Genomic DNA, 24,679 nt, shown 5'->3' with positions numbered 1-24,679 from the left:
TCTTGCGGTGGTCTTGCAGTGGTCTTGCGGTGGTCTTGCGGTGATGGTGCGGTGCGGGCCCTTCGACAGGCTCAGGGACCGGTGGTCATGATGTCAGCCCTTGACAGCGCCCTGCGTGACGCCCTCCATGACGAAGCGCTGCGTGAACAGGTACGCCAGGATCGCCGGGGCCATCGCCATCAGATACGAGGCGAACGAGACGTTGTAGTTGTTGCTGAACTGCGTCTGGAACAGGTTCTGGCGCACCGGGAGCGTCTGCAGCGCCGGGTCGGAGATGATCAATGACGGCATCATGAAGTCGTTCCAGGCGTAGAGGAACGCGAAGATGCCGACTGTCGCGCTCATCGGTGCGAGGAGCGGGAAGATCAGCTGCCAGAACGTCTGCCACGTCGTCGCTCCGTCGATGCGCGCGCTCTCCTCCAGCTCGATCGGGATCGACCGCAGGAAGGCGGTGAACAGCAGCACGCTGAAGCTGAGCTGGAACATCGTCGCGAGGATGATCACGCCCAGCGGGTTGTCGAGTCCGACGCGTCCGGTGAGCTGGATCTGCGGCAGCGCCACCACCGGGAACGGGATGAACATCGCCGCGAGCAGGTAGAAGAACGAGTAGCGGAACAGTCGCCGGTCCCAGTTGCGCACGATCGCGTACGAGGCGAAGGCGGCGAGCACGATCGTCGCGATCACGGTTCCCGCAGTCACCAGCAGCGAGATGGCCGCTCCGACTGGGAACTTCGTGAGATTCCATGCTTCGACGAACCCGTCGATGCTGAACGGCGCGGGAAGCGAGAAGGCGTTGCCGTCGACCGCCTGCCCCGTGGTCTTGAACGCCATCGAGATGGTCACGTACAGCGGCAGCAGCACGGTGACAGCGCACAGGATCAGGATGATCGTGCCCGACCAGTTGACGCGCTCCATACGCACGCGCGGCTTCTTGCCCGAAGTGGGGATGGTGGTGAGCGTCTGCGTCGACATCAGAGCGCATTCCTTCCGCGGGTCAGCGAGAGCTGAAGCAGGGATATGAGTACGGCGACGATGAAGAAGATCGTCGCGTTGGCCATCTGATAGGCGTAGTCGCCGCTGTTGAAGCCCGCGATGATCGTCATCGCGACGCTGCGGGTCGCGGTCCCTGGGCCGCCGTTGGTGAGGCCGACGATGATGTCGTAGGCGTTCAGGAAGCCCTTGAACCCGAGGATCACATTGATCACGACGTATCCCGCGACGAGCGGGATCGTGATGCGTGTCAGCTGCTGGGTCTTGCTCGCTCCGTCGATGCTCGCCGCCTCGTACACCTCGTTCGGCACCGAGAGCAGGCCGGCGATGTAGATCAGCAGCGCACCGGGAACGGCCTGCCATGCGGTCACCACCACGATCGCCACCCAGGCGAGGTCGGGGTTGGCCAGCAGACTCGTCTCGAGCCAACCGATGCCGGTGGCCGCACCAGCGGCAGGAATCGAGTTCGAGAACAGGAAGTTGAACACGTAGGCGATGATGATGCCCGAGATCACCATCGGGATCACGAAGATCGTGCGCAGCCCGGTCTTGAAGCGGATGCGGGAGGTCAGTCCCACAGCCAGGAGGAATGCGATCACGTTGACCACGATCACGGTGGCGATCGAGAAGCCGAACGTGAACAGGTAGCTCTGCAGGATCGCCGGGTCGCCGAACATCGCGATGTAGTTGGTCAATCCGTTGAAGCTCCACTCGCCGATGCCGATCGAGTCCGTGAAGCTGAAGAAGATCCCCATGACGGCCGGAAGAGTGATCGCGAGAGTGAACAGCACGATGGTCGGTAGCAGGAACAGGTAGTAGATCGGCTCAACTCTTCGGGTGTGCCGACGGAGCCTGCGCCCCTGCCCGGTGACGATGGCGGTCGTGTCCGTCGTCGGGCTGTTCGGCCGCGTGATGTTCGCGGATGCGGTGGTGCTCACGGTGCGGACTCCTCTGTCTCGCCGGCGGCCGCATCGCCTGTGGTCGGGATCGGCGCGCGGAAGGCGATGCGAGCCCAATCCGCGTCCATGGTGCGCAGCGTCGAAGTGGTCGAGGCGCCGAGCACCATCGCCTGCGCGTAGTTCATCACCGGGATCGTCTTGGGCACGAGCACCGATGGCCCCTGATAGATCTGCCCGTTCTCGTAGTAGTCGATCATCCCCTCGATGCGCGGATCATCCGGGGCCGGAGCATCCTTGGTCGGGGTGAAGCCGAGCTGCGACGCGTTGTAGGTCTCGATGTTCTCGGGCAGGTACAGATACTCGAGGAAATCGCGCGCCGCCTCCTGGTGCCGCGATCCCTCGGGGATCATCGCGCCGAGGTCCATGTTCACCCGGACGCCGAGGTCGGCCGGGTCATCGGTCATGGGCAGGGGGAAGGTGCCGAGCTCGAGGTCGGGCGCGGTCTTCGCGATCTCGCTGAACGCCCACGGCCCCTGCAGGTACATCGCCGCCTCGCCTTTACTGAAGGCGAGGTTGCCGTCGCCGTAGCCTCGGCTCGCGGCATCCGCATTCGTGTATTCGTCTGCGAGCTGCATCATCTGCGCCATGGGCTCGGCGAACTCCTTCTCGAACGAGACCTCGGAGTCCGGGCCGACCGCGGCGCCTTCGACCGCCATGGTGTCGAAGAAGTCGATCGTGTCGATAGAGCCGCCGATCGTGTAGTCGTACCAGCCCTGCCCCACGGTCCAGTCGTCCTTGAACGTGGCGTAGAACGGGTCGATACCCGCCCCTTTCAGCTGCTCGCAGAGCGCGATCAGCTCGTCCCACGTCTGCGGGACCTCGAGCCCCTGCTCCTCGAAGATCTCCTTGTTGTAGATCACGGAGGCCGCCATCACCGAGTAGGGCAGTGCGCTCGTGCGGCCTTCGCACGATCCGTACTGCTCCATGAGCGGCTGCAGGTCGTCCCGGATGCCGGCCGCCGCATCCGTGTCGGAGAGATCGGTGAGGGCGCAGCGCTGCACGAAGCGCGCGATCTCGTAGTTGTAGTTGCCGAGGATGAGGTCGGGCGGGTTGCCGCGCACGAAGCTGGCCGAGATGACGTCCGGCCCCGACGTGTCGATCTCCACCCGCACGTCGTCCTGAGACGAGTTGTACTCGGCGACGAGCTCGGTCATGAACGGGATCGCCTCGCGTTTGTTGAACGTGAAGCGGATCGTCTCCGCACCTGAGCCGGCCGCACAGCTCGTGAGGGCGGCCCCGACCATCGCGAGGCCGAGGGCCCCGGCGGTCATCCGCAACGCCCGTGTTCGTTTCTCAGACACCATCGTCCTCCCGATCCTGTAGATCCGTCCACTAAATCTAGCGAGCGAATCTATTCTGCTGAGAGGTACTCTCTCATTGGAACGTCAGGAAGGTCAAGGGGTGTGACAGAAGTCTCGAGAGGTCTCGGAACCGGACGCGCGAGCGTCGGCGCCGTGCTCGACTTCGCCTGGGATGCCGGCGACTTCACCGCCAGCGACGTCATGGCCAGCACCGCGCTCACCCGTTCCACCGCGATCGATGCGATCGACACCCTGGTCGGCGCCGACATGCTGCACGAACTCCCCAATGCCCGCGCCGCCGGGAGCTACCGCTCCGGGCGCCCCGCACGGCGTTTCGCCCTCTCCCCCGACCTCGGCGTCGTCGTCGGCATCGACGCCGGCGACACGCACCTCGCCGTGACCGTCGCGGATCCGATCGACCGGACGCTCGCGCATCACCGGGTGGAGATCTCCTCGGGCCAGTCGGCCGACGAGCGCAGGGCGACGATCCTCGAGCAGCTGCGTGCGGCACTCGACGAGGCCGGCATCCTCCGCGACCGTGTGCTCGCGCTCTGCGCCGGCGTCGCCGCCCCCGTGAACCGCGACGGCGTCTCGCCACCGCATCCCGACGGTTTCTGGGAGCGGACGAACCCCGGCCTCGCCGACGCACTGCGCGACTGGGCTCCCGTCGTGGAGATCAAGAACGACGCGCAGCTCGCTGCGATCGCCGAAGGCGCGGTCGGAGCGGCGATCGGATGCCGCGACTACGTCGCCCTGCTCGCCAGCGAGCGCTTCGGCGGTGGAGTCGTCGTCGACGGGCACGTGCTGCACGGTGCGCACGGCGGCGTCGGCGAGAGCATCGTGTTCGACCACATCGTGGGTGTCGGCTCGGCCTTCGGGCTCAGATACGCCGTTCAGGATCAGGTTCGCGCCGCGGTCGAGAACGGCGAGATCACGGTCGACAGCGCCCTCGGACACCTTGCCGGTAGGCGGCACATCGACCCACGCCTCGTGCTGACGCTCGCCGCCTCGGGAGACGCCGACGCCGTGCGTATCACCGACCGCGTCGGTGCGACCCTGGCGCGCGTCGTCGGAGTGCTCGGCAGCATGTACGACCCTTCGCGCGTGATCGTGTGCGGGGCGGTCGCCGAGAGCATCGAGCCCGTGCTCGCCGCAGCCCGGCGCATCCTCCCCGATGAGCTTCATCTGCCGGCGCCGGAGATCCTCGCATCAACGCTGGGCGCCGAGGTCGTCTCCGTCGGGGCCATCGCGACCGCACGTCGTGCGGCGCGCGAGCGGGCGGTGCCCCGACTGGCGGAGCAGCGGCTCAGCGAGCTCGCCTAGCGGCGATTTCTCGTCACTCCGAGGCATCTCGCAAGTCGAAGCGGTAGGCGATCCCATCGCTCTCGCGTTGCTGCCCCGCCACAAACCATTCCTGCCCCTCGGGAGCAGGATGCTCCTCCGCATAGGCGGCGAGTATCTGCTCTTCCACAGAGGACTGGGCCTGTCGCCCAACCCACGCGTTGAGGTCATCAGCAAAGTTTGACATCAGTAGACGCCCCTCCCTTGGTCGTTCAACGAGGTCTCACATCAGTCCACCAGCAGCGCGGGCTCTTCCAGGATGGAGGCGACGTCGGCGATGAAGCGGCTCATGCCGTCGCCGTCGATGACGCGGTGATCGAAGGACCCTGCGACCGTGGTCACGAACCGCGGACGCACCTCCCCGTCGACGACCCACGGCTTCTGGCTGATCGTGCCCATCGCCACGATACCGGCCTCGCCGGGGTTGATGATCGGGGTGCCGGCATCCATCCCGAACACTCCGATGTTGGTGATCGTGATCGTGCCGCCCTGCTGATCGGCAGGTGGCGTCTTGCCCTCGCGTGCGGTCAGGGTGAGGCGGTTGAGCGCCCGCGCGAGCTCTCGCATGTTGAGGTCCTGCGCGTCCTTGATGTTGGGCACGAGCAGCCCGCGCGGGGTCGCCGCGGCGATGCCGAGGTTGACGTAGTGGCGCACCGATATCTCGGCGCCGCCTTCGGTCTCGACCCAGGCCGCGTTGACCATCGGGTTGCGGCGTACGGCCCAGATCACGGCGCGCGCCACGATCAGCAGCGGCGACACCTTGATGTCGGCGTAGTCCGCTGAGGTCTTCAGGCGCTTGACGAGCTCCATCGTGCGCGTCGCGTCGACTTCCTTCCAGACCGTGACGTGCGGCGCGGTGTACGCGCTCTGCACCATGGCGGAGGCGCTGACCTTGCGCACGCCCTTGACGGGGATCGACTCGGTGCGCGCATCCGAATCGTGAGCAGCCGATGCGGCGACCCCGCGAGCGAGCCCGACCGGTGCGCTCTTCGGCGCCACGGTCTCCTCGCGCACTGCGCCCCACTCCGGAGTCTCGATGTTGCGGAACACGCTCGCCTGCGAGGCCTGCTTCACCACGTCGTCGCGGGTGACCTCGCCGTCAGCGCCTGTCGGGCTGACCGAGGACAGGTCGACATTGAGGTCGCGGGCGAGCTTGCGGATCGGGGGCTTCGCGATGACTCCCACCGACGAACGCACCGGCCGCACGGCGGCACGGGTACGACGAGAGGTCGCGCCGGCGCCGGTGCCGTAACCGACGAGTACCGAGCCGCCGGCCTCCTCCGCAGGAGCAGCGGGCTGCGGGGCTGCCGCGGGCGCAGCATCCGATACGAAGCTGATGATGGGGGTGCCGACCTCGACGGTCGTGCCCTCGCCGACCAGCAGATTGCCGACGACGCCCGCGTACGGCGACGGCAGCTCGACGAGCGACTTGGCCGTCTCGATCTCGCAGATCACGTCGTTGATCGCGACATCGTCACCGGGGGCGACCTTCCACGTGACGATCTCGGCCTCGGTCAGCCCCTCGCCGACATCGGGGAGGTTGAAGTTCTGCGTGCTCATTGCGGTGTGCCTTTCGCTCGGGCAAGCCATTTCGACTCGCTGCGCTCACTCAATGCGTTTCGTCTCACTTCGTTCGCTCAACGACCCGCGGGATTCGGCTCACTCAAGTTCAGTAGGCCAGTGACCGGTCGACGGCCTCGAGGATGCGGTCGGCATCCGGGAGGAAGGTGCCCTCGAGCTTCGCGGGCGGGAAGGGGGCGTCGTAGCCCGACACCCGCAGCACCGGAGCCTCGAGAGCGTAGAACGCGCGCTCCATCACCGTCGCGGCGATCTCGCTGCCGACACTCGTGAAGCCCGCAGCCTCCTGCGCGTAGACCACGCGACCGGTCTTGCGGGCCGAGTCGAGGATGGGTCCATAGTCGACCGGCGACAGCGAACGCACATCGACGACCTCGCAGCTCGTGCCCTCGCTCTCGGCGAGCGCGGCGGCCTGCAGGAGCGTCGTGACCATGGCCCCGTGACCGACCAGAGTGACATCCGTGCCGGTGCGCACCACGCGCGACGAGTGCAGCGGGGCCGCGGACTGCTCCAGTTCGACCTCGCCCTTCTGCCAGTACTTGCTCTTCGGCTCCAGGAAGATGACCGGATCGTTCGAGGCGATGGCCTCCTGGATCATCCAGTACGCGTCATTCGGCGTCGACGGCGACACGACCCGCAGACCAGGGGTGTGCGCGAAGTAGGCCTCGGGGCTCTCCTGGTGATGCTCGATCGCACCGATGTGCCCGCCGTAGGGGATGCGGATCACGATCGGCATCGAGAGCGCACCCTCGTGCCGGTTGGTGATCTTCGCCAACTGCGAGGTGATCTGGTCGAATGCCGGGAACACGAAGCCGTCGAACTGGATCTCGCAGACCGGGCGGAAACCCGCCATCGCGAGACCGATCGCCGTTCCCACGATGCCGGACTCCGCGAGCGGCGTGTCCAGCACGCGCTTCTCGCCGAAGTCGCGCTGCAGGTTCTCGGTGATGCGGAACACCCCGCCGAGCTTCCCGATGTCCTCGCCCATCAGCAGCACGCTCGGGTCGTTCTCCATGGCCTTGCGCATGCCGGCGTTGAGGGCCTTGCTCAGCGGCATCGTCTCGAGCGTCATGCGTGGGCTCCCGGCTGCTCGAAGGATGCTTCGTACTGCTCGCGCCAGGCGCGCTGCTCATCCATCAGCGGATGCGGTTCGCTGTAGACGTGATCGAAGATCTTGCTCGCCGGCGGCGACTCGATCGCGAGTGTGCGGACGCGGAGATCATCCGCAGCATCCGCAGCCTCGGCATCCACGTCGTCGAAGAGCGATCCGGCGGCGCCGCGCCCCTCGAGGAAGGTGCGCATGCGCGGGATCGGATCCCGCAGCTCCCACGAGCGCTCCTCGTCGCTGGTGCGGTACTTCGTCGGGTCGTCGCTGGTCGTGTGCGCGCCGAGGCGGTAGGTCTCCGCCTCGATCGCGCGGGGACCCTTGCCCGCGCGCGCCTCGTCGAGCGCGACGCGCGAGACGGCGTAGCTTGCGAGCACGTCGTTGCCGTCGACGCGGATGCTGTCGATGCCGTAACCGGCGCTGCGCTGCGCGAACGGCACCCGGGTCTGCGTCGCGACCGGAACGGAGATCGCCCACTGGTTGTTCTGCAGGAAGAAGACCGTCGGGGTCTGATAGCTGGCGGCGAAGACCATCGCCTCGTGCACGTCGCCCTGACTGGATGCGCCGTCGCCGTAGTAGACGATCACGGCTTCATCGCGCTCCGGATCGCCGGTGCCGGAGCGGTCCCCGAAGTTCAGGCCCATGGCGTAGCCGGTGGCGTGCAGCACCTGAGAGCCGAGCACGAGGGTGTACAGCCGCGTGTTGCCGTTGGCGGGATCCGTCGGATCCCAGCCGCCGTGCGAGATTCCGCGCATCAGCTTGATGATGCCGATCGGATCGACGCCGCGGATGCGTGCGACGGCGTGCTCGCGGTACGAGGGGAACAGCGTGTCCTGCGTGCGCGCTGCGCGGGCGGATCCCACCTGCGCCGCCTCCTGTCCGCGACTCGGCGGCCAGAGCGCCAACTGTCCCTGGCGCTGCAGGTTCGTGGCTTGATTGTCGATGGCGCGGATGACGACCATGTCGCGATAGAACTGCTCGAGCTCTGCATCACTGATTGCTTCGATCAGCGGCAGATACTGCTCGGCGGCAGGACTGGGCGCGAAGCGGCCATCCGCCTCGAGGACGCGGACAAGATCGGTCTCTGACGAGGTCACCGTCTTACGCTATCCGAGCCGGCATGCCCCGTCACGCATACCTAGGGCGCCCTCGTATCTGCCCGGAGCCCGGAGAAGCCGCTGGTCAGCGGACGGTGGACGCGACGTGGAGCACCCGGTCGATGGAGGGCTCCTCGCCGACGGAGATGCGGATGCCGTCACCCGAGAACGGCCTGACGACGATGTCGGCGGCCACGAACGCAGCGGCGATCTCGTCGGTGCGCTCCCCCGTGGGCAGCCACACGAAGTTGGCCTGGCTCTCCGGCACCGCCCAGCCCTGCGCGCGCAGCGCGCTCACCAACGCCACGCGGCGCTCGACGATCACCGCGACCCGGTCGAGGAGTTCGGCCTCGGCGTCGAGGCTGGCGATCGCGGCGGTCTCAGCAGCGGCCGTGACGGACAGCGGGATGCCGGTGGCCCTGGCCGCATCGAGAACCTTGGCGTGGCCGATCGCATACCCGACCCGGAGGCCGGCGAGGCCGTACGCCTTGGAGAACGTGCGCAGCACCACGACGTTCGGGTGCCGCTCGAACACGCGGGCGCCGAGGCCGTCGACCGCGTCCTCCGCCGTGACGAACTCGGCGTACGCCTCATCCAGAATGACCAGTACGTCGGCGGGCACCCTTGCGATGAACGCCGCGAACTCTGCGCTCGTGATGATCGGGCCGGTGGGGTTGTTCGGCGTGCACAGCAGAACGGCGCGGGTGCGATCGGTGACGGCATCCGCCATCGCGTCGAGATCGTGGCGACCCTCGGCGGTCAGCGGAACCTGTACGCCGGTCGCGCCCGCGACGAGAGGCAGCCCGGGATAGGCCTCGAAGGAGCGCCAGGCGTACACGACGTCATCGCCGACGGATGCCGCGGCCTGCACCAGCTGATACAGGATGGCGACGCTTCCGCTGGCGACATGCACCTGGTCGAGCTCGACGCCGTAGCGCGCCGCGAGGCGCTCGCGCAGACGGGTGGCAGTGGCGTCCGGATAGCGGTTGATCGGCGTGGTGTGCGCGAGCGCCTCGAGCACCGACGGCAGGGGCTCGAACGGGTTCTCGTTGCTGGAGAGCTTGAAGGCATCGGGGCCCGCCTGCTTGCCCTGCCGGTACGGCGCGAGGGCGGCGATCTCTGGGCGGATGCGGGGAAGGATCGGCTCGGTCACGAGGTCAGTCTAAGGACTCAGCGATCATGCGGGTGATGAGAGCGATCATCAGATCCTTCTCCTTGGGGTCGCTCATGGCAACCAGCAGAGTGATGGCTGCGAGCGCATTGTTATTGATGGTCGGTCCGTTCTCACCCGCGAGAAGCCCGTTGCGGCTGAGGAACGTCACGAAGAGGGCAGCACCGCTGCGCTTGTTGCCGTCGGAAAGCGGATGATCCTTGACCACGAGGTAGAGCAAGTTGGCCGCTTTCTCTTCAGCGCCCGGATATAGCTCCTGCCCCGCGAACCCTTGATAGATCGCGCCGATCACTCCGGCAAGCGCGTCTCCACGCTCGTTTCCAAACAGGACATCCGACTCGAAATCACTGCGCACCTGTGCGATGACCGATCGGGCTTCGTTCAGCGTCAGGACCCATTCTGGGGCGCGACCTCGCACGTCGCCGAGATCGCCCTCGTCATAGTCGCGAAGCAGTTGCAGTCCCGGCAGATAGCCTGCGACGACGTCGGCCACGCCAGCCACCAGCTGGTCGGTCGACCGGCTCAGGATCTTCACGACTGATCCCAGCTCATCGAGCCGACGCTCGTTGAGAGCTGCGCCCTCCATGACGTATCGGCGCAACACGTCGGTCGCCCAGCGCCGGAAGTACACACCTTCGGGCGACTTCACTCGATACCCGACCGACAGGATCATGTCGAGGTTGTAGTGCTCGACCTGTCGCTCGACAATTCGATCGCCCTCGGTGGCAACTGTCGCAAATTTTGCGACAGTTGGAATCCCCTCCAACTCCTCGCGCCGTGCATTACTCACGTGCTTGCCGATGGTCTTGACGTCGCGGCCGAACAACGACGCAAGCTGCTGTCGCGTCAGCCAGACCGTTTCACCGTCGGCACGAACCTCAAGGCGCGTCGCGCCATCCGGCGCTGTGTAGATCTCCACCTTTGGCATGCGGTTGGCGTTCATGACATCACGCTAACTGCTGCCACCGACAGCGCCGAGGAGTTCCGCTCGCACATCCGGTGACAACCAACACCCGACATGCGAGACTGAATCCACAATGCGCTTCATCATCAGAGTCGTCATCAACGCGTTCGCCCTGTGGGTCGTCACGCTGATCCCTGCGCTGCAGGTCGCGATCATCGCGTTCCCCCCTGGCGAAACGCTGCAGCTGGTGCTCACGCTGCTCGCCGTCGGCGCGATCTTCGCGCTGGTCAACACGATCATCGGCACGGTCGTGAAGATCCTGGCGTTCCCGCTCTACATCCTCACGCTCGGACTCATCGGCCTCATCATCAACGGCTTCCTGCTGTGGCTGACCGCGTGGATCACTTCCGGTTTCGGCTGGGGCCTGACCGTCGGCAGCTTCTGGTGGGGCGTGCTCGCCGCGATCATCATCTCGATCATCAACGCCGTGTTCGGCGGCATCCTCCGCCCGCAGAGGAAGCAGCGCCGCGACTGATCGCTGCGCGTCATTCCCGCCGCGCGACGTACTCGGTCGATTCGATCGCCACCGCCTCGTTGAGCTCGCGTGCCTTGTCGAGCCACGCGTCGAGCCGTACGTCTCCGGACTCGTCGACCATCTCGGCCGTCTCGATATAGCTCTTCATCAGATGCGCGGGGAGGAGCACGTCGAAGGGATCGCCGTCCCTGGTCACGACCAGGCTGTCCGGTGAACCTGTACCACCGGGCGACCCTCCACCGGCGAGGCTGCTGACCGCATCGTCGGTGTGCCTGAACTCGATCAGCAGTTGGTCCTCTCGGGCCGTCGGATGCACCGGGCTGCCGGCGGTCACCTGCACCGTCACGTCGAACTCGCTCTGCGATGACAAGTAGGCGGCGTTCATGGCCGACTGCGAGTGCGCATACACGTGCACCTCGTCACCGGGTTGCGCTCCTGCCGCCTCCAATGCCTCGACGGTCGCAGCGTACGATGCCGATTCCCGGCCGGTGTACAGGTCCAGGTTCGACTTCAGATCGAACGGCTCCTTCGGATCCAGGCTCGACTGCGTCCCCTTCGCGTAGAGCACGAAACGATTCGTGCCGTCGGCCATCGTGTACTTCTCGACCTTGAGTTGCGCACCGGTGGCATCCGGGAATCGTCGGAACGCCTCAGCCAGGCTCGTCGGAGGGGCGATCGCCGCGCCCGTCCTCACAGGCGTCACCGAGACGGGCCCGCCGCTTCCGGACAGTGTCGCGTTCGGTGCAAGCCGGCCGGTACCGGTCGCTGCGATCGACGCAGCCAGGAGGAAGACCCCACCCAGATTCAGGCCGGATCCTCCCGACAAGGCGGATGGGCCGAGGTAGAGCTGCTCGCCCAGCCCCGCGAACCGCTTCTCCTTCCAGCCGGCGAGCAGCCACTTCTCCATCTCGGCCACCCGAGGATCGGACGCCTCGAGCTGCGCGATGCGCGCATCAAGCGCGAACGCCTGCGCCGTGTCCTGAATCGCGAGCGCGGCCAGCTGCGCCCTGAGCTCGACGAGTTCGTAGACGTCGGCCATCAACAGGGTGTTGGACGAAGCGGTTCCGCACTCGTCGTGCAGCACGTCCACCCGCGCCGCGCTCGCCCAGAGCGACACGGTGTCGACCTGACCGCTGAGATTCGGTGTGCCGACGATGAAGCCGTAGGCGCTGCGGATCGCGGCAGCGGCATCCGCGAGGCTCGGCGCGATTCTGCCCATGGCCTCGGCCACCGCTCGTAGCGCCTCTGGGTCGACGGCGATCGCACCGCCGTGGGTGATGTCGATGCCGTCGCTCATGACCGGCCCGCCGCCTCGAGCTCCCACAGCCGGCTGTTCAGCACGCCCAGCTCGGCCGTGGCGCGGTCTCTCAGGTCGATGATGAGGGCATGCAGGGCACGCACGCCGTCGGCCTGCCAATCACTCGCTTCCACGAGGGGAAGCAGCCCGGCTCCGGCATCGTCGAGGGCGGCGATCGCCTCATTGACGGCGCGTTGCGCCGAGAACCACCTCCAGAGGTCGTCGGAGGCCGGGGACGAGGCCGCGATGATGTTCAGCATGCGCCAAGAATGCCGCGAGCCGCCCTACGGCGAAGCGGGCTGAGGCGCGAAGCGTGCAGAGCCGACCGACTGACGCGATGGTGCAGAAAGAGAGCGTGCGACTGTGCAGGAAGGATGCCGAGAGGCAGAATGGAACGCGTGACATCGCCCGAGCCCTTCCGCGTCATCTTCGTGTGCACGGGCAACATCTGCCGTTCTCCCATGGCGGAGGTGGTGTTCCGCGACCTCGCCGAACGACAGGGGCTCGGAGCTCGCATCACCTCGAGCAGCGCCAGCACCGGGGAATGGCATGTGGGCGAGCGTGCAGACGCCCGGACCATCGACGCGCTCGAACGCCGCGGATACGACGGATCCCTGCACCGCGCGAAGCCCTTCACCGCGGCATCCTTCGCCGACAACGATCTCGTCGTCGCCCTGGATCGCACCCACGAGCGCATCCTGCGCGAATGGGCGCGCGATGAGGACCAGGAGGGCAAGGTCACGCTGCTGCTGTCGTTCGATCGCGAGGCGGAGAACCTCGACGTGCCCGACCCGTACTATGCGGAGGCCCAGATGTTCGACGCCGTGCTGGCTATGATTGAGACCGCGACCCGAGGCCTGTTCCGCCAACTCGAACCCGCCCTGCGCTCCAGCCGTACGACGCCCCGCACGTTGCCCCAGAACTGAATTGGGGCCCGATCAGGAGGACTCCCCTGACTTCCCCGAACTCCTTCCCCGTCCAGCCGCTGAGCCCCCTCGACGGGCGCTACCGCCCGGCTGTCGCACCGCTCGGCGACTACCTCTCCGAGGCCGGTCTGAACCGCGCTCGCGTCGAGGCCGAGGTCGAGTGGCTCATCGCCCTCACCGACCGGTCGCTGTTCGAGACGTCGCCGCTGGCGGATGCCGACAAGGAGCGCCTGCGCGGCCTCTACCGCGACTTCGGGCAGAACGAGATCGACTGGCTCGCTGAGAAGGAGGCCGTCACGCGTCACGACGTGAAGGCCGTCGAGTACCTCGTGCGCGACCGCCTTCAGTCGCTGGGTCTCGACTCGATCGCCGAGTTGACGCACTTCGCGTGCACCAGTGAGGACATCAACTCGGTCTCATACGCGCTCACTGTGAAGCGCGCCGTCGAGGATGTGTGGCTTCCGGCATTCGACGGCCTGATCGCCAAGCTGCGGGAGCTGTCGGTCGAGCATGCGGATGCTGCGATGCTGTCCCGCACGCACGGTCAGCCAGCGACGCCATCGACCATGGGCAAGGAGCTCGCGGTCTTCGCATGGCGCCTTGAGCGCGTGCGCGCCCAGATCGCGGCATCCGAGTTCCTCGCGAAGTTCTCTGGCGCGACGGGCACCTGGTCGGCCCACCTCGCCGCGGATCCGGATGCAGACTGGCCGACGATCGCCCGCGAGTACGTCGAAGGTCTCGGCCTCGGCTTCAACGTCCTCACCACCCAGATCGAGTCGCACGACTGGCAGGTCGAACTCTATGACCGCATGCGTCATGCCGGCGGCATCCTGCACAACCTCGCCACCGACATCTGGACCTACATCTCGATCGGCTATTTCACGCAGATCCCGGTCGCCGGCGCCACCGGATCGTCGACCATGCCGCACAAGATCAACCCGATCCGGTTCGAGAACGCCGAGGCGAACCTCGAGCTGTCGGCGGCGCTCCTCGGCTCACTGTCGCAGACGCTGGTCACCAGCCGCATGCAGCGCGACCTCACCGATTCGACGACGCAGCGCAACATCGGCGTCGCGTTCGGGCACTCGCTGCTCGCGCTCGACAATCTGCGTCGCGGGCTGAACGAGATCTCACTGGCCCGCGACGTGCTGCTCGCCGACCTCGACGTGAACTGGGAAGTCCTCGCTGAGGCGATCCAGACCGTCATCCGCGCCGAGGTCGTCGCGGGCCGTTCGACGATCAGCGACCCGTACGCGCTGCTGAAGGAGCTGACACGCGGTCACCGCGTCGGGGCTGCGGAGCTGGCATCCTTCGTCGAGGGTCTCGAGATCGGGGATGCTGCGCAGCGGCGTCTGCTCGCCCTCACACCCGCGACGTACATCGGCATCGCCGAGCGCCTCGCGAAGTAGTGCGTCGGGCGGGACGGCGCGGCTCAGGACTTCGAGGAGTCCGAGCCGTCCGAGCCGTCCGAGTTCGGCTTCGCGTTCGAGCCGTCCATGCCGGGCTCTTCGTCATACAGAACCGGCCGGTCGAGCGTCTTGTCCTGGTAATCGCGCGGGTCGACCGCGAGGATCAGCATCGACATGATGAGCAGCGTGACGATGAAGGCGCCACCGCCGATGACGAGGCCGAGGACGATCGGAGTGAGGCCCTGATAGGAGCCGTTCGCGATCGACACGTTGACTCGAGAGGTGAACGCACCGGTCGACACCAGTGTGACCACGGCCGCGAAGATGCCGCAGGCGAGCGCGATCCCGAGCAGGTGCAGCGGGCGCAGCAGCTCTCGACGTTCGGCCTTCTTCTCGCTCATGAGGCTCCTCCATTCTCGACCGAGGCGCTCGTGGCGTCATCGGTGTCGGCATCCTTCGTCTCGTCTTCCGTCGCGCCAGTGCGATCGGGCGAGAAACCGGCGATCCCGAGGAACACGGCGACGATGGCGGTGTAGCCGCCGAACATGCCGACGGCCAGGATGATCCCGGTGAGCGTCAGTGCATCCGTGCCTTCGACCGAGTACTGCAGCGAATAGCCTGCCGGGATGAAGAGCAGGACCACCGCGAGCACGAGCCCGAGCGCGCCGATGGTGATGGCATCCTTCGCCGTCGGATCGGTACGCCGGGCACGGAGTCCGGCGACGAGCTCGACGAGACCGCTCGCGGCGGCCCAGATGATCACCACGATGAAGAAGGCTCCGTCGGTGCGCCAGGTGGGGATACCACTGACGACCGCCGTGAGCAGATCGATGACGCCGAGCAGGATGAGGGGCCAACGCGAGCCGGAGGGGACGGCGAGCCACGCGCCGAGCACGAAGATGAAGCCGCTCGCGGCGACGAATCCTCCGAACACGGCGAATCCGACGGCAGCCGAGTGATCGGGCGAGAACGTGATCATGAGCGCCGACGCCGCCGCGAAGAGCGCGCGCAGCAATTGGATGTTGCGCACGGTGAATGTGCGAGCTGGGGCAGACATGACGGTTCCTCGGTCTTCCGGGGTGGTATGTCCAGTCTACGCGTGAGGGAGGAGCCGGCGTGCCCGACCGCCCGCGGTGCTGCTGTCGGGTTCGGCGGCGTCCCCAGAACGCTCACCGAACCCGACAGTTCACGCAGGGGGCCCTGCGTCGGGTCCGACCTTCAGCGCAGAAGCGGACTCCGCCTGCGAAGACCTGACCCGTGACCCTGCACATGACGCCCCGGGCCCGGAGTGTCTGCGACTGGTCCTAAGCTCAAGGTACCGAGTGCTTCTTCACATACCTGGGGGAGGTCTGTGATGTACGAAGAAGATTCAACAGGCACGATTGATTTCGCGACGGCTCTGCGAGACGCGATCACCGCGCGAGGCATCACTCTCGCACGGTTGCGGGAGCGGTTGACCGCCAGCGGCAATCCTGTCTCCGCAGCCACCTTGAGCTATTGGCGCTCCGGAGCCAGGCGTCCGGAAGGCCCGCAGTCGCTCGCGGCCGTCGATGAGATCGAGTCGCTGCTGCACATGGATGCCGGATCGCTGCGCCGGCTCGTCGGTCCGAGCCAGCGCGTCGGCCCCATCGGCACGCCGCAGTATCCGCTTGCGGCCGCGCTGCTCGAGAGTGCGACCGCCGAGACGTTCATCGCACTGGGCGCTCCGGTCATGGACCCGGGACGCGATGTCTCCACCACGGCCGTGACAGAGGTGGGCGCCGACGGATTCGTGATCTCGCGCACCACCCGCACGCTGCTGCAGAGCACCGCCGGCACGATCACCAACGTGCCCTACCTCGACCTCACGCCCGGAGTTCGCACACCTGCTCCGATCTTCAGCGTCGTCGCGGGCGGTCGCATCTCACGAGTCCACTCGCACCCCAGCGGCGAGGTGCATGGGGCGATGTTCGAACTCGAACGGCCGTTGGGCCCGGCGCAGACGACGATGCTGGAATGGAAGCTGGAGTTTCCGCCCGAGTATCCGCCGAACGCCGAGACGGGCCACGGCGTCGCACGTCGCGCCCGTGAACTGGTTCTGTGGACCAGGTTTCACCCCGACGCGCTGCCCGACTGGATCGAAGAGGTCGAGGAGACGCCGACGCAGGCGATCGTGACCCCGCTCTTCCTCGACGGCGCCACGACCATCCATCAGGTCCGTCAGGCCTGGGGACCGGGGATGCTCGTGCTGCGCTGGGGTTTCGGCGCGCGCGAGTGATCGCGATCCGGCCGGCGGCATCCGGATAATACGGATTTGCGCTCACGCGCTGTGACGGCGCTGACTCATGTCGTCCAACTAATAATGCGCATTATCTGATTGACCGGTGCGCGCTCCACAGTCAGACTTCTGTCTCGTCACCTGCCAGTCGTGAGTCCCATGCGTTCGACAGGAATCCAGCAGATCGAGGAGGATCGATGCCGCGTCACCGCTTCACCCAGGCCGACGTCGCCGCGATGGCCGGTGTCAGCCAGTCGACCGTGAGCTTCGTCCTGAACGGGAACGCCCCTGTCGGCGTCCGAATCTCCGAGGAGACCCGCAAGCGCGTACTCGACGCCATCCGGATCACGGGCTACTCCGCGAACCCGGTCGCGCAGAGCCTCGCAGGTGGACGGAATCAGATCCTCGGCGTCTTCACCTACGAGACGACGTTCCCCCGCGGCGGCCGCGACTTCTACGGCCCCTTCCTGGTCGGCATCGAGCATGCCGCTGAGCAGGTCGGCGTCGACATTCTCCTGTTCACATCTGCCCGCGTCGTGGACGGAAAGCGTCGACTGTCACGCGACGGATGGCAACGGCTCGGAATCGCCGACGGCTGTCTGCTCCTCGGACAGCACGAAGATCAGGGGGAACTGCAGCATCTCCTCGACACGAACTACCCGTTCGTGTTCGTCGGCAAGCGCGTCAGCGAGGGACGGATGCTCCCGTACGTCGGCGCCGACTACATCGCTGCGACGGCGCGGCAGGTCGAACGCCTGATCGCAGCCGGTCACCGGCGCATCGGTTACGCCGGACCGCAGGGCGCGGACCAATCGACGCTCGACCGAGTGGAAGGCTACCGGCAGGCGATGAGAGCACATGGTCTGCCATTGCGCTTCGTCGACGTGCACGATGTGCCCGTCGGAGCGGAGGAGATCGCGGAGCGTCGGCTCACCGCGATCCTCGTCGCACCAGAGAACACACCGGACGAACTCGCACTCGCGCTGGAGGCGCGCGGCTTGCAGGTGCCCCGCGATGTGTCGATGCTGCTTCTCGGGCAGCCGATCCACCCTGGCGGCGCGGCGCTGGTCGGGGTTCACTGTTCCGCGAGAGGAGATGGGCGCCCGCGCCCTCGTGCTCCTCTCCCGGATCGTCGAACGCGAGGCCGCCACCGGACGCACTCCCGCCGCGACCGATCTCGACGACGACGACCTTCACCAGATCCTCGATTGCCCCGATATCGACGGCGATTCGCTGGCGCCTGCACGCGACGTCGACGATCGGGCGCAGGCGCTCACGACTTCCACCGACACGGCTCCGGCCGCGACCCCCGAAGGGACCTTCAGCGACCACGCGTGAACTGACCACCGACATCCTCATCGTCGGAGCAGGATTGGGAGGCGTCGCCGCCGCCCTTGCCGCCGCCGACCGCGGGTCGCACGTGATCCTGGCCGAGGAGTTCCCGTGGATCGGTGGCCAGCTGACCTCTCAGGCGGTGCCGCCGGACGAGCACCCCTGGGTCGAGGAGTTCGGCATCACCGCCCGCTACCGCGCATTGCGCGACGGCATCCGCGACGTCTACCGGCGGCGCTATCCGCTGATCGACGGAGCCCGCGATCGCGCCGACCTCAACCCCGGCGCCGGCTGGGTGTCGAAGCTGTGCCATGAGCCGCGCATCGCCGTCGGTGTGCTGGAGCAGATGCTCGCGCCACACCGCTCTGCCGGCCGGATCGCACTGCTGGAGCGCCGCCGCCCCATCGCCGCGACGACCGATGGCAACCGGGTGACCTCCGTCACGCTCACGTCCGAGATCGGGGAGGACGACGTGACGATATACGCCTCCTACGTGGTCGATGCGACCGAGACGGGTGAGCTTCTGCCGCTCACCGGCACCGAGTACGTGACTGGGTTCGAGTCCAGGGCCGAGACTGGAGAGCCCAGCGCTCCCGAGATCGCCCAGCCCGACAACGTGCAGGCTCTCAGCGTCTGCTTCGCCGTCGAGCATGTGGAGGGCGACCACACGATCGAGCGCCCCGAGCGCTACGATTTCTGGCGCGACTACACGCCGTCCGCTTGGCAAGGCCATCCGCTCCTGTCGTGGACGGCGCCCAACCCCCGCACGCTCGAGACAGACACCCGCGCCTTCAGCCCGAACCCGGGCGATGATGCCCTCGGCGTCGACGCCGACCAGTCGAAGAACGCCGGCGATCAGAATCTGTGGTTCTTCCGTCGCATCGCCGCGCGCGACCTATTCGCGCCAGGGTTCTACGAGAGCGACATCTCATTGGTCAACTGGCCGAGTATCGACTACTTCCTCGATCATGTGCTCGACGTCCCGCGCGAGACCGAACTCGAGCGCTACGAAGACGCGAGGCAGCTGAGCCTGTCGATGTTGTACTGGATGCAGACCGAGGCTCCCCGGGCGGACGGCGGCACCGGCTTCCCCGGGCTGAGGCTGCGCCCCGACGTGATGGGCTCCTCCGACGGCCTGGCCCAGGCTCCGTATCACCGCGAATCCCGCCGCATCCGCGCGCTCACGACGATCACCGAGAACGACGTCTCCTACGCGATCCGGGGCGACGAGGGCGCGACCCGCTACGAAGAGTCGGTCGGGGTCGGCATGTACCGGATCGACCTGCACCCGTCCACGGGCGGCGACACATACATCGATGTGGCATCCACGCCGTTCGAGATCCCGCTGGGCGCCCTCATTCCCCGACGCGTGACCAACCTGCTCGCAGCCAACAAGAACATCGGCACGACGCACATCACGAACGGCTGCTACCGGCTGCACCCGGTGGAGTGGAACATCGGCGAGGCCGCCGGGCATCTTGCCGCGTTCTGCGTCGCGAACAGCACCACCCCGCACACCGTGCACTCCGACACCGCGCAGCGCGAGGCGTATCAGGGCGAACTCGACGCCACGGGGGTCGAGCGGCACTGGCCAGAGGGCCGCGTCCACGCGTACTGAGATGCGACAACCCACCCGAACACCACGATTCACAGAATGAAGAGACACATGAGTCACCCGCAATCACGTAGACGTGCACACCTCGCGGTCGGCGCCGGCATCGCAGCCGCCGCCCTCACCCTCGCCGGATGCAGCGGCGGAGGAACCCCCGAGACCGAGACGCCGGACGAACCGGTCGAACTGCGCATGACGGTCTGGACGGCCGATGAGACACAGCTCGCGCTGTTCCAGGAGATCGCCGACGCGTACGTCGCCGAGAACCCCGAGCTGGTGTCGGGCGTGACGTTCGAGCCCATCCCGTTCGACGCGTACACGACGACCCTGACCACGCAGCTCGCCGGCGGTAACGCGCCCGATCTGGGCTGGATCCTCGAGAGCTATGCACCGGAGTTCGTGCAGAGCGGTGCGCTGGTCGACATCGCGCCGACGCTGCAGGAGGCCGAGGGTTACGAGTACGACGACCTGCTGGACTCGTCGCTCGCGCTCTGGCAGAAGGATGACGGGCTCTTCGCCTATCCGTTCTCGAACAGCCCGTTCGCGATGTTCGTGAACACCGACCAGCTCGCCGCAGCAGGTCAGCCGAACCCGGCTGACCTCGTCGCATCCGGAGACTGGACCTTCGACTCCGCGCGCGACATGGCGGCCGCGGCAGCGGCTGCTTCGGGGAAGCAGGGTCTCGTCGTCCGCGACTTCGACTACAAGGCCTGGGAGGTGCTCGCCTCGGTATGGAACGGATGGGATGCGGCGCCATGGAGCGAGGACGGCACGCAGTGCACGTTCACCGATCCGGAGATGGTCGACGCCATGACGTGGATCCACGACGCGGTCTTCACGGATGCTGCGATGCCTGGGCCCGGAGTCACCGCCGACTTCTTCGCCGGTGACGCGGCGATGACGATCACCCAGATCAGCCGCGCATCCGCTCTCGACGACTCATTCGCGTGGGACATCGTTCCGCTGCCTGCGGGGCCCGAGGGCCAGCAGAACGTGATCGGCCAGGCCGGTATCGGCGTCTTCGCGAATGCGAAGCATCCGACGATCGCGGCCGACTTCCTCGCGTACTTCACCGCGCCGGAGAACGCCGAGAAGCTCGCGACGTACTTCCCACCGCCGCGGGAATCGCTCCTCAACGCCGAGACGCTGGGCGCCGCCAACCCGAAGCTCAGCGAAGAGCAGCTGCAGGCGGTCGTCGTCGACGGCATCCAGGACGCGGTCACCAAGCCGACGCACGCCAACTTCGCGAAGCTGCAGGACACCGTGCGTGCTGAGCTCGACGCGCTGTGGACGGCGGATGCCGATGTCGAGGCCGTTCTCGAAGACACCTGCGGCGCCATCTCACCACTGCTGGAGGGCTGATACCGCATGACCACCACCGCCGCCAGCGGCGCGGCCGAGACCACGGAGCGGAGGGGACGCACAGAGCGTTCTCCCCGCCCCGCGGGTGTGCGCCGGCGCCGCTCGGCCGCCACCCGCGGCGACTGGATCGTCGGTTACACGATGGTCGCCCCGGCCGTGCTCGGGGCGCTCGCCTTCGTGATCGCACCGCTCGTCGCCGTGTTCTGGTTCTCGCTGCACGACTGGAACGTCCTGGCGAACACGTTCGTGTTCTCCGGAACGGAGAACTACGAGCGGATGCTGAGCGATCAGGGTCTGCATGATTCGCTGCTCGCGAGCCTGTGGTTCTCGATCGGCCTGGTCGTGCTGAACATCACGCTCGCACTGTTCCTCGCCGTGCTACTCAATCAGAAGCTGCCCGGGACCACCACGTTCCGCACCTTCTTCTTCTCACCGGTGGTCGTGTCGCTGGTGGCATGGACCATCGTCTGGAGCTTCCTGCTGCAGGCGGACGGCGGTATCAACGGATTCCTCTCGCTCGTCGGCGTCGACGGACCGAACTGGCTGCGCAACGACTTCACGGCAATGGTGTCCGTGATCATCGTGCAGGTGTTCAAGAACGTCGGCATGAATATGATCCTGTTCCTCGCCGCGCTCCAGGGCGTACCGGAGGAGATCATGGACGCGGCCCGCATCGACGGCGCAGGCGCGTGGCGCCGGTTCCGCTCGATCACGCTACCGATGATCAGCCCGACGATCCTGCTCGTCTCCATCCTGACGATCGTCGGCTCGCTCGAGGTCTTCGCCCAGATCGCCGTACTCACCGGCGGCGGACCGGGAAACTCCACGACCGTGCTCGTGTACTACCTGTACCAGCAGGCGTTCCGCTTCAACGACTTCGGCTACGCGAGCGGCATCTCCGTGCTGCTGTTCATGATCGTTCTGGTGCTCACACTCATCCAGTGGCAGACACGAAAGAGGTGGGTCTTCAATGAGACCTGACGCTCCCCCGGCCGACGTCGACCCGATCGACACGACGACCGTCGTGACCGGATCGGCCATCCCGCCGCGCCGCATGCGTGCCGGCAGTTCGCGCGCCAAGCGTCGGTGGGTCTCGATCGGGCTCGTCGTACTGCTCGCGATCATCAGCATCCCGTTCATCTTCCCGACCTGGTGGATGGCGACATCGAGCCTGAAGCCGATGAGCGAGATCCTGCGCAAGGTGCCGACGCTGTGGCCGGAGAATCCGAGCTTCGACGCGTACGGCGAGGTGTTCCGTCTGCAGCCGTTCGCACAGCAGTACTGGAACAGTCTCTACATCGCGGTGATTGTAACCGTCGGGACTCTGCTGGTCGCGGCGATGGCCGGATACGCGTTCGCGCGGATCCGCTTCCCCGGCGCGAACGCACTGTTCCTGGTGGTGCTGGTCGGACTGCTGGTTCCCAGCGAGGTGACGATCGTGCCGTTGTTCCGATTCGTGAACGGCCTGGGTCTGATCAACACGCACTGGCCGCTCATCGTGATCCCGATCTTCGGCGCACCCGCCGTGCTGTCGATCTTCATCATGCGTCAGTTCTTCCTCGGGCTCCCGACCGAGTTGGAGGAAGCCGGACGCATGGACGGCCTCGGTCGGTGGGGGATCTTCTGGCGGATCGCGTTCCCCCTGTCGCGCCCGGCTCTGGCTGCGGTCGCGATCTTCACGTTCCTGAAGTCGTGGAACCTCTACCTCGAGCCGATCGTGTACCTCTCGAGCAAGGACATGTTCACGCTGCCGCAGGCGCTCACGCAGTACGTCGATGCGTACGGCGGGCCGATGTGGAATGTACAGCTCGCCGCAACGACGTTGACCGTCGTGCCCGTGCTGCTGGTGTTCCTGTTCGCGCAGAAGCAGTTCGTCCAGGGCTTGGCGCACAGCGGGCTGAAGGGGTGAACGGTCCCATTGCGATACTCGTATATATGTTCCCCACTTTCTTATCCACAACCTGATGAATATCGTTCAAATGTCTGAGGTCGGGTGTTCAATGGAGGTATGCACAAGGTCGTGGAGCAGCTGAAAGGTCTCGAGGAGTCCCTCGACGCCGTGGTGCGCGGCGCCTTCGATGCTGAGATCATCCCCGATCTTTCGAACGCCGATCTCGCCGAGTTGCTGGTGGCCTGCGGGCGGATGCAGCGCCGGATCGAGGGCATGCAGGTCGAATCGACAGTGACAGTGGTCGAGCGATCGGCACCTATGCACGACGATCGGATCACGCTCACCTACGGATGTTCCAGTCCGACCGATCTACTGCGGATGCTGACCTTGTGTGACAATCACGCGGCACGACGCCTGGTGCGCGCTGCGCGGTGGATGCGTCGAGAGCGCAGCATCACCGAGGGCTGCTTCCTTCCGGGGAAATACCCGCAGTTGCGCGAGGCGATGGTCTCGGGCGACCTCGGCGTCGCGGGCCTGGTGGCAGCGATCGCGCCGCTGGAGCAGTCCGGACCGCGAATCCTCGAGGCAGAACTGCTGGAGGCCGACAGACAGCTCGGAGCGTTTGCCCGCGGGATCGACTCGGTGACCGATTCCGATTCTGATGCCGTCACCGCCGGCCCTCTTCCCACGCCGGAAGAGCTCGGTCTGTTGTCTCAGGCACTGGTGGCGTACCTCGATCAGGACGGCGCAGAACCCGAGGACCAGCGTGCGGCACGCAAGCGCGGTCTCTCGATCGGGAAGGTGCGCGAGGGCACAGTGCCTGTACGCGGCGAACTGCTGCCTGAGGTCGCGGGGCAGTTGCAGCTGCTGCTCGATGCGCAGCTGAACCCGCGTGTGGAGGCACCGGAGGACGCGTCGGGAGTGCACTTCGTACCATCCGGCGAGTTGCCCGACGAAGAGCTCGCGCGCACAGACGAGCGCACTCGTACGCAGAAGCAGCACGATGCATTCGCGGCGATCCTGAATGTCGCCGCACGCTCCGACCAGATGCCTACCTTGGGCGGCGCGGCGCCGACGCTGGTCGTCTCCGTCGACGCCGCCGACTATGCGACCGGCAACGGCTGGGCGCAGGTGCTGAACACTGGCGCACTCATCCCCGCGCGCGTGGCAGCACAGACCGGTTGCGCCGGCGGCATTCAGCGAGTGCTGTTCGATGACAACGGCCGTATTGTGTCGATCGGAACCTCGGCCCGCATCTTCAACGCCCTCCAGCGACGGGCGATCACGCTGCGCGACGGCGGATGCATCATCCCCGGCTGCACGATCCCCGCCACCTGGTGCGAGGTCCATCACGTCCAAGAACATGCCGACGGTGGACCGACGCATACCGATAACGGCGTGCTGCTGTGCTGGTGGCATCACCGGAACCTGCACCTGTCGGAGTGGCGGATCCGCATGCGTGACGGAGTCCCTGAGGTGCGCGGACCGCGGTGGTGGGATCCGGATCAGGTCTGGCGACGGGCGGGTAGAAGCGGATCACCCGCTGATAGCCGCCGACGCGCACATCAACGCGGTCGAAGATCTGCCACCACCTGACTTAGGCGGACTGCAG

24 protein-coding genes are annotated in these 24,679 nt (G+C 66.6%); 11 read left to right on the top strand and 13 right to left on the bottom strand.

Annotated elements, in window-relative coordinates; all coding sequences use genetic code 11:
- Nucleotides 1-93: 93 nt before the first annotated feature.
- Genes JF52_RS0107965 through JF52_RS0107955 form a run of 3 tightly spaced genes read right to left on the bottom strand, consistent with a single transcriptional unit; the run spans nucleotide 94 to nucleotide 3,220 of the window.
- Entirely contained in the window at nucleotides 94-972 is an 879-nt protein-coding gene (locus JF52_RS0107965) for a carbohydrate ABC transporter permease (protein WP_033105710.1), read from the bottom strand.
- A complete protein-coding gene (locus JF52_RS0107960; RefSeq protein ID WP_152594868.1) occupies nucleotides 972-1,865 on the bottom strand; it encodes a carbohydrate ABC transporter permease in 894 nt (297 codons plus the stop codon). Before JF52_RS0107960 ends, JF52_RS0107965 begins: the two co-directional genes overlap by 1 nt.
- Nucleotides 1,866-1,924: 59 nt before the next feature.
- Nucleotides 1,925-3,220 (bottom strand): ABC transporter substrate-binding protein, encoded by a 1,296-nt coding sequence (locus tag JF52_RS0107955; protein ID WP_235272342.1) that lies wholly within the window; start codon nucleotides 3,218-3,220, stop codon nucleotides 1,925-1,927.
- Nucleotides 3,221-3,352: 132 nt separating this feature from the next.
- On the opposite strand from JF52_RS0107955, the gene JF52_RS0107950 reads away from it, so the two are divergent.
- Nucleotides 3,353-4,573, top strand: a complete 1,221-nt coding sequence (locus JF52_RS0107950) for an ROK family protein (protein ID WP_033105709.1) — start codon at nucleotides 3,353-3,355, stop codon at nucleotides 4,571-4,573.
- Between the two features lie 13 nt (nucleotides 4,574-4,586).
- Here JF52_RS0107950 and JF52_RS0107945 read toward each other — a convergent pair whose 3' ends face one another.
- The 6 genes from JF52_RS0107945 to rhuM form a co-directional block, all read right to left on the bottom strand.
- Entirely contained in the window at nucleotides 4,587-4,778 is a 192-nt protein-coding gene (locus tag JF52_RS0107945) for a hypothetical protein (RefSeq protein WP_033105708.1), read from the bottom strand.
- 41 nt (nucleotides 4,779-4,819) lie between these two features.
- On the bottom strand, nucleotides 4,820-6,151 hold the full coding sequence (locus JF52_RS0107940) for a dihydrolipoamide acetyltransferase family protein (RefSeq protein ID WP_033105707.1): 1,332 nt from the start codon (nucleotides 6,149-6,151) through the stop codon (nucleotides 4,820-4,822).
- 109 nt (nucleotides 6,152-6,260) lie between these two features.
- Nucleotides 6,261-7,241 (bottom strand): alpha-ketoacid dehydrogenase subunit beta, encoded by a 981-nt coding sequence (locus JF52_RS0107935; protein WP_033105706.1) that lies wholly within the window; start codon nucleotides 7,239-7,241, stop codon nucleotides 6,261-6,263.
- Nucleotides 7,238-8,371, bottom strand: coding sequence for a thiamine pyrophosphate-dependent enzyme (locus JF52_RS0107930; RefSeq protein ID WP_033105705.1), 1,134 nt, complete (start codon nucleotides 8,369-8,371; stop codon nucleotides 7,238-7,240). The genes JF52_RS0107935 and JF52_RS0107930 overlap by 4 nt, the downstream gene beginning before the upstream one ends.
- A gap of 85 nt (nucleotides 8,372-8,456) precedes the next feature.
- Nucleotides 8,457-9,524 (bottom strand): histidinol-phosphate transaminase, encoded by a 1,068-nt coding sequence (locus JF52_RS0107925; protein WP_052166840.1) that lies wholly within the window; start codon nucleotides 9,522-9,524, stop codon nucleotides 8,457-8,459.
- Between the two features lie 4 nt (nucleotides 9,525-9,528).
- Nucleotides 9,529-10,485, bottom strand: coding sequence for a RhuM family protein (rhuM, locus tag JF52_RS0107920; protein ID WP_033105704.1), 957 nt, complete (start codon nucleotides 10,483-10,485; stop codon nucleotides 9,529-9,531).
- 94 nt (nucleotides 10,486-10,579) lie between these two features.
- On the opposite strand from rhuM, the gene JF52_RS0107915 reads away from it, so the two are divergent.
- On the top strand, nucleotides 10,580-10,981 hold the full coding sequence (locus JF52_RS0107915; protein WP_033105703.1) for a phage holin family protein: 402 nt from the start codon (nucleotides 10,580-10,582) through the stop codon (nucleotides 10,979-10,981).
- A gap of 10 nt (nucleotides 10,982-10,991) precedes the next feature.
- Here the strand turns inward: JF52_RS0107915 and JF52_RS0107910 are convergent, their stop codons facing one another.
- On the bottom strand, nucleotides 10,992-12,278 hold the full coding sequence (locus tag JF52_RS0107910; RefSeq protein ID WP_033105702.1) for a hypothetical protein: 1,287 nt from the start codon (nucleotides 12,276-12,278) through the stop codon (nucleotides 10,992-10,994).
- Nucleotides 12,275-12,538, bottom strand: coding sequence for a hypothetical protein (locus tag JF52_RS0107905; RefSeq protein ID WP_033105701.1), 264 nt, complete (start codon nucleotides 12,536-12,538; stop codon nucleotides 12,275-12,277). Before JF52_RS0107905 ends, JF52_RS0107910 begins: the two co-directional genes overlap by 4 nt.
- Nucleotides 12,539-12,667: 129 nt before the next feature.
- Here JF52_RS0107905 and JF52_RS0107900 point away from each other — a divergent pair, with 129 nt between their 5' ends.
- Complete coding sequence (locus tag JF52_RS0107900) at nucleotides 12,668-13,204, top strand: low molecular weight protein-tyrosine-phosphatase (protein WP_033105700.1); 537 nt, start codon at nucleotides 12,668-12,670, stop codon at nucleotides 13,202-13,204.
- 26 nt (nucleotides 13,205-13,230) lie between these two features.
- The gene (purB, locus tag JF52_RS0107895; RefSeq protein ID WP_033105699.1) at nucleotides 13,231-14,613 is read left to right on the top strand and encodes an adenylosuccinate lyase; all 1,383 of its coding nucleotides are present in this window, start codon (nucleotides 13,231-13,233) and stop codon (nucleotides 14,611-14,613) included.
- 23 nt (nucleotides 14,614-14,636) lie between these two features.
- Here the strand turns inward: purB and JF52_RS0107890 are convergent, their stop codons facing one another.
- Both JF52_RS0107890 and JF52_RS0107885 read right to left on the bottom strand, forming a co-directional pair.
- Nucleotides 14,637-15,014, bottom strand: coding sequence for a hypothetical protein (locus JF52_RS0107890; RefSeq protein WP_033105698.1), 378 nt, complete (start codon nucleotides 15,012-15,014; stop codon nucleotides 14,637-14,639).
- Nucleotides 15,011-15,670 carry an acyl-CoA synthetase gene (locus JF52_RS0107885; protein ID WP_033105697.1) on the bottom strand — a complete coding sequence of 220 codons (660 nt, stop codon included), beginning with the start codon at nucleotides 15,668-15,670 and terminating at the stop codon, nucleotides 15,011-15,013. The genes JF52_RS0107890 and JF52_RS0107885 overlap by 4 nt, the downstream gene beginning before the upstream one ends.
- A 297-nt stretch (nucleotides 15,671-15,967) precedes the next feature.
- On the opposite strand from JF52_RS0107885, the gene JF52_RS0107880 reads away from it, so the two are divergent.
- From JF52_RS0107880 to JF52_RS0107850, 7 genes are all read left to right on the top strand, one after another.
- Nucleotides 15,968-16,870, top strand: a complete 903-nt coding sequence (locus JF52_RS0107880) for a hypothetical protein (protein WP_084595695.1) — start codon at nucleotides 15,968-15,970, stop codon at nucleotides 16,868-16,870.
- A 197-nt stretch (nucleotides 16,871-17,067) separates the two neighbouring features.
- Nucleotides 17,068-18,213 carry a LacI family DNA-binding transcriptional regulator gene (locus tag JF52_RS16900; RefSeq protein ID WP_160175046.1) on the top strand — a complete coding sequence of 382 codons (1,146 nt, stop codon included), beginning with the start codon at nucleotides 17,068-17,070 and terminating at the stop codon, nucleotides 18,211-18,213.
- Nucleotides 18,210-19,820 carry an FAD-dependent oxidoreductase gene (locus JF52_RS0107870; RefSeq protein WP_033106469.1) on the top strand — a complete coding sequence of 537 codons (1,611 nt, stop codon included), beginning with the start codon at nucleotides 18,210-18,212 and terminating at the stop codon, nucleotides 19,818-19,820. The genes JF52_RS16900 and JF52_RS0107870 overlap by 4 nt, the downstream gene beginning before the upstream one ends.
- Nucleotides 19,821-19,868: 48 nt before the next feature.
- Entirely contained in the window at nucleotides 19,869-21,176 is a 1,308-nt protein-coding gene (locus JF52_RS0107865; RefSeq protein ID WP_052166838.1) for an ABC transporter substrate-binding protein, read from the top strand.
- A 6-nt stretch (nucleotides 21,177-21,182) separates the two neighbouring features.
- Nucleotides 21,183-22,157 (top strand): carbohydrate ABC transporter permease, encoded by a 975-nt coding sequence (locus JF52_RS0107860; protein WP_084595693.1) that lies wholly within the window; start codon nucleotides 21,183-21,185, stop codon nucleotides 22,155-22,157.
- Entirely contained in the window at nucleotides 22,147-23,085 is a 939-nt protein-coding gene (locus tag JF52_RS0107855) for a carbohydrate ABC transporter permease (RefSeq protein ID WP_200880970.1), read from the top strand. Before JF52_RS0107860 ends, JF52_RS0107855 begins: the two co-directional genes overlap by 11 nt.
- Before the next feature lie 99 nt (nucleotides 23,086-23,184).
- Nucleotides 23,185-24,663 carry an HNH endonuclease signature motif containing protein gene (locus JF52_RS0107850; RefSeq protein WP_033105695.1) on the top strand — a complete coding sequence of 493 codons (1,479 nt, stop codon included), beginning with the start codon at nucleotides 23,185-23,187 and terminating at the stop codon, nucleotides 24,661-24,663.
- Nucleotides 24,664-24,679: the final 16 nt, after the last annotated feature.

Origin of the sequence: Microbacterium profundi (genome assembly GCF_000763375.1) — a bacterium.
In the GTDB taxonomy this organism is placed as follows: Bacteria; Actinomycetota; Actinomycetes; order Actinomycetales; family Microbacteriaceae; genus Microbacterium; species Microbacterium profundi.
Note: the sequence above shows the minus strand (reverse complement) of the source record. Positions and strands in the feature narration are given on the sequence as shown.

Excerpts from the sequence above, each read along its gene's own strand:
- JF52_RS0107965 (WP_033105710.1), bottom strand. The coding sequence starts at position 972 with ATGTCGACGCAGACGCTCACCACCATCCCCACTTCGGGCAAGAAGCCG.
- JF52_RS0107955 (WP_235272342.1), bottom strand. The coding sequence starts at position 3,220 with ATGACCGCCGGGGCCCTCGGCCTCGCGATGGTCGGGGCCGCCCTCACG.
- JF52_RS0107945 (WP_033105708.1), bottom strand. The coding sequence starts at position 4,778 with ATGTCAAACTTTGCTGATGACCTCAACGCGTGGGTTGGGCGACAGGCC.
- JF52_RS0107940 (WP_033105707.1), bottom strand. The coding sequence starts at position 6,151 with ATGAGCACGCAGAACTTCAACCTCCCCGATGTCGGCGAGGGGCTGACC.
- JF52_RS0107935 (WP_033105706.1), bottom strand. The coding sequence starts at position 7,241 with ATGACGCTCGAGACGATGCCGCTGAGCAAGGCCCTCAACGCCGGCATG.
- rhuM (WP_033105704.1), bottom strand. The coding sequence starts at position 10,485 with ATGAACGCCAACCGCATGCCAAAGGTGGAGATCTACACAGCGCCGGAT.
- JF52_RS0107915 (WP_033105703.1), top strand. The coding sequence starts at position 10,580 with ATGCGCTTCATCATCAGAGTCGTCATCAACGCGTTCGCCCTGTGGGTC.
- JF52_RS0107910 (WP_033105702.1), bottom strand. The coding sequence starts at position 12,278 with ATGAGCGACGGCATCGACATCACCCACGGCGGTGCGATCGCCGTCGAC.
- JF52_RS0107905 (WP_033105701.1), bottom strand. The coding sequence starts at position 12,538 with ATGCTGAACATCATCGCGGCCTCGTCCCCGGCCTCCGACGACCTCTGG.
- JF52_RS0107900 (WP_033105700.1), top strand. The coding sequence starts at position 12,668 with ATGGAACGCGTGACATCGCCCGAGCCCTTCCGCGTCATCTTCGTGTGC.
- JF52_RS0107890 (WP_033105698.1), bottom strand. The coding sequence starts at position 15,014 with ATGAGCGAGAAGAAGGCCGAACGTCGAGAGCTGCTGCGCCCGCTGCAC.
- JF52_RS0107885 (WP_033105697.1), bottom strand. The coding sequence starts at position 15,670 with ATGTCTGCCCCAGCTCGCACATTCACCGTGCGCAACATCCAATTGCTG.
- JF52_RS0107880 (WP_084595695.1), top strand. The coding sequence starts at position 15,968 with ATGTACGAAGAAGATTCAACAGGCACGATTGATTTCGCGACGGCTCTG.
- JF52_RS16900 (WP_160175046.1), top strand. The coding sequence starts at position 17,068 with ATGCCGCGTCACCGCTTCACCCAGGCCGACGTCGCCGCGATGGCCGGT.
- JF52_RS0107865 (WP_052166838.1), top strand. The coding sequence starts at position 19,869 with ATGAGTCACCCGCAATCACGTAGACGTGCACACCTCGCGGTCGGCGCC.
- JF52_RS0107860 (WP_084595693.1), top strand. The coding sequence starts at position 21,183 with ATGACCACCACCGCCGCCAGCGGCGCGGCCGAGACCACGGAGCGGAGG.
- JF52_RS0107855 (WP_200880970.1), top strand. The coding sequence starts at position 22,147 with ATGAGACCTGACGCTCCCCCGGCCGACGTCGACCCGATCGACACGACG.
- JF52_RS0107850 (WP_033105695.1), top strand. The coding sequence starts at position 23,185 with ATGCACAAGGTCGTGGAGCAGCTGAAAGGTCTCGAGGAGTCCCTCGAC.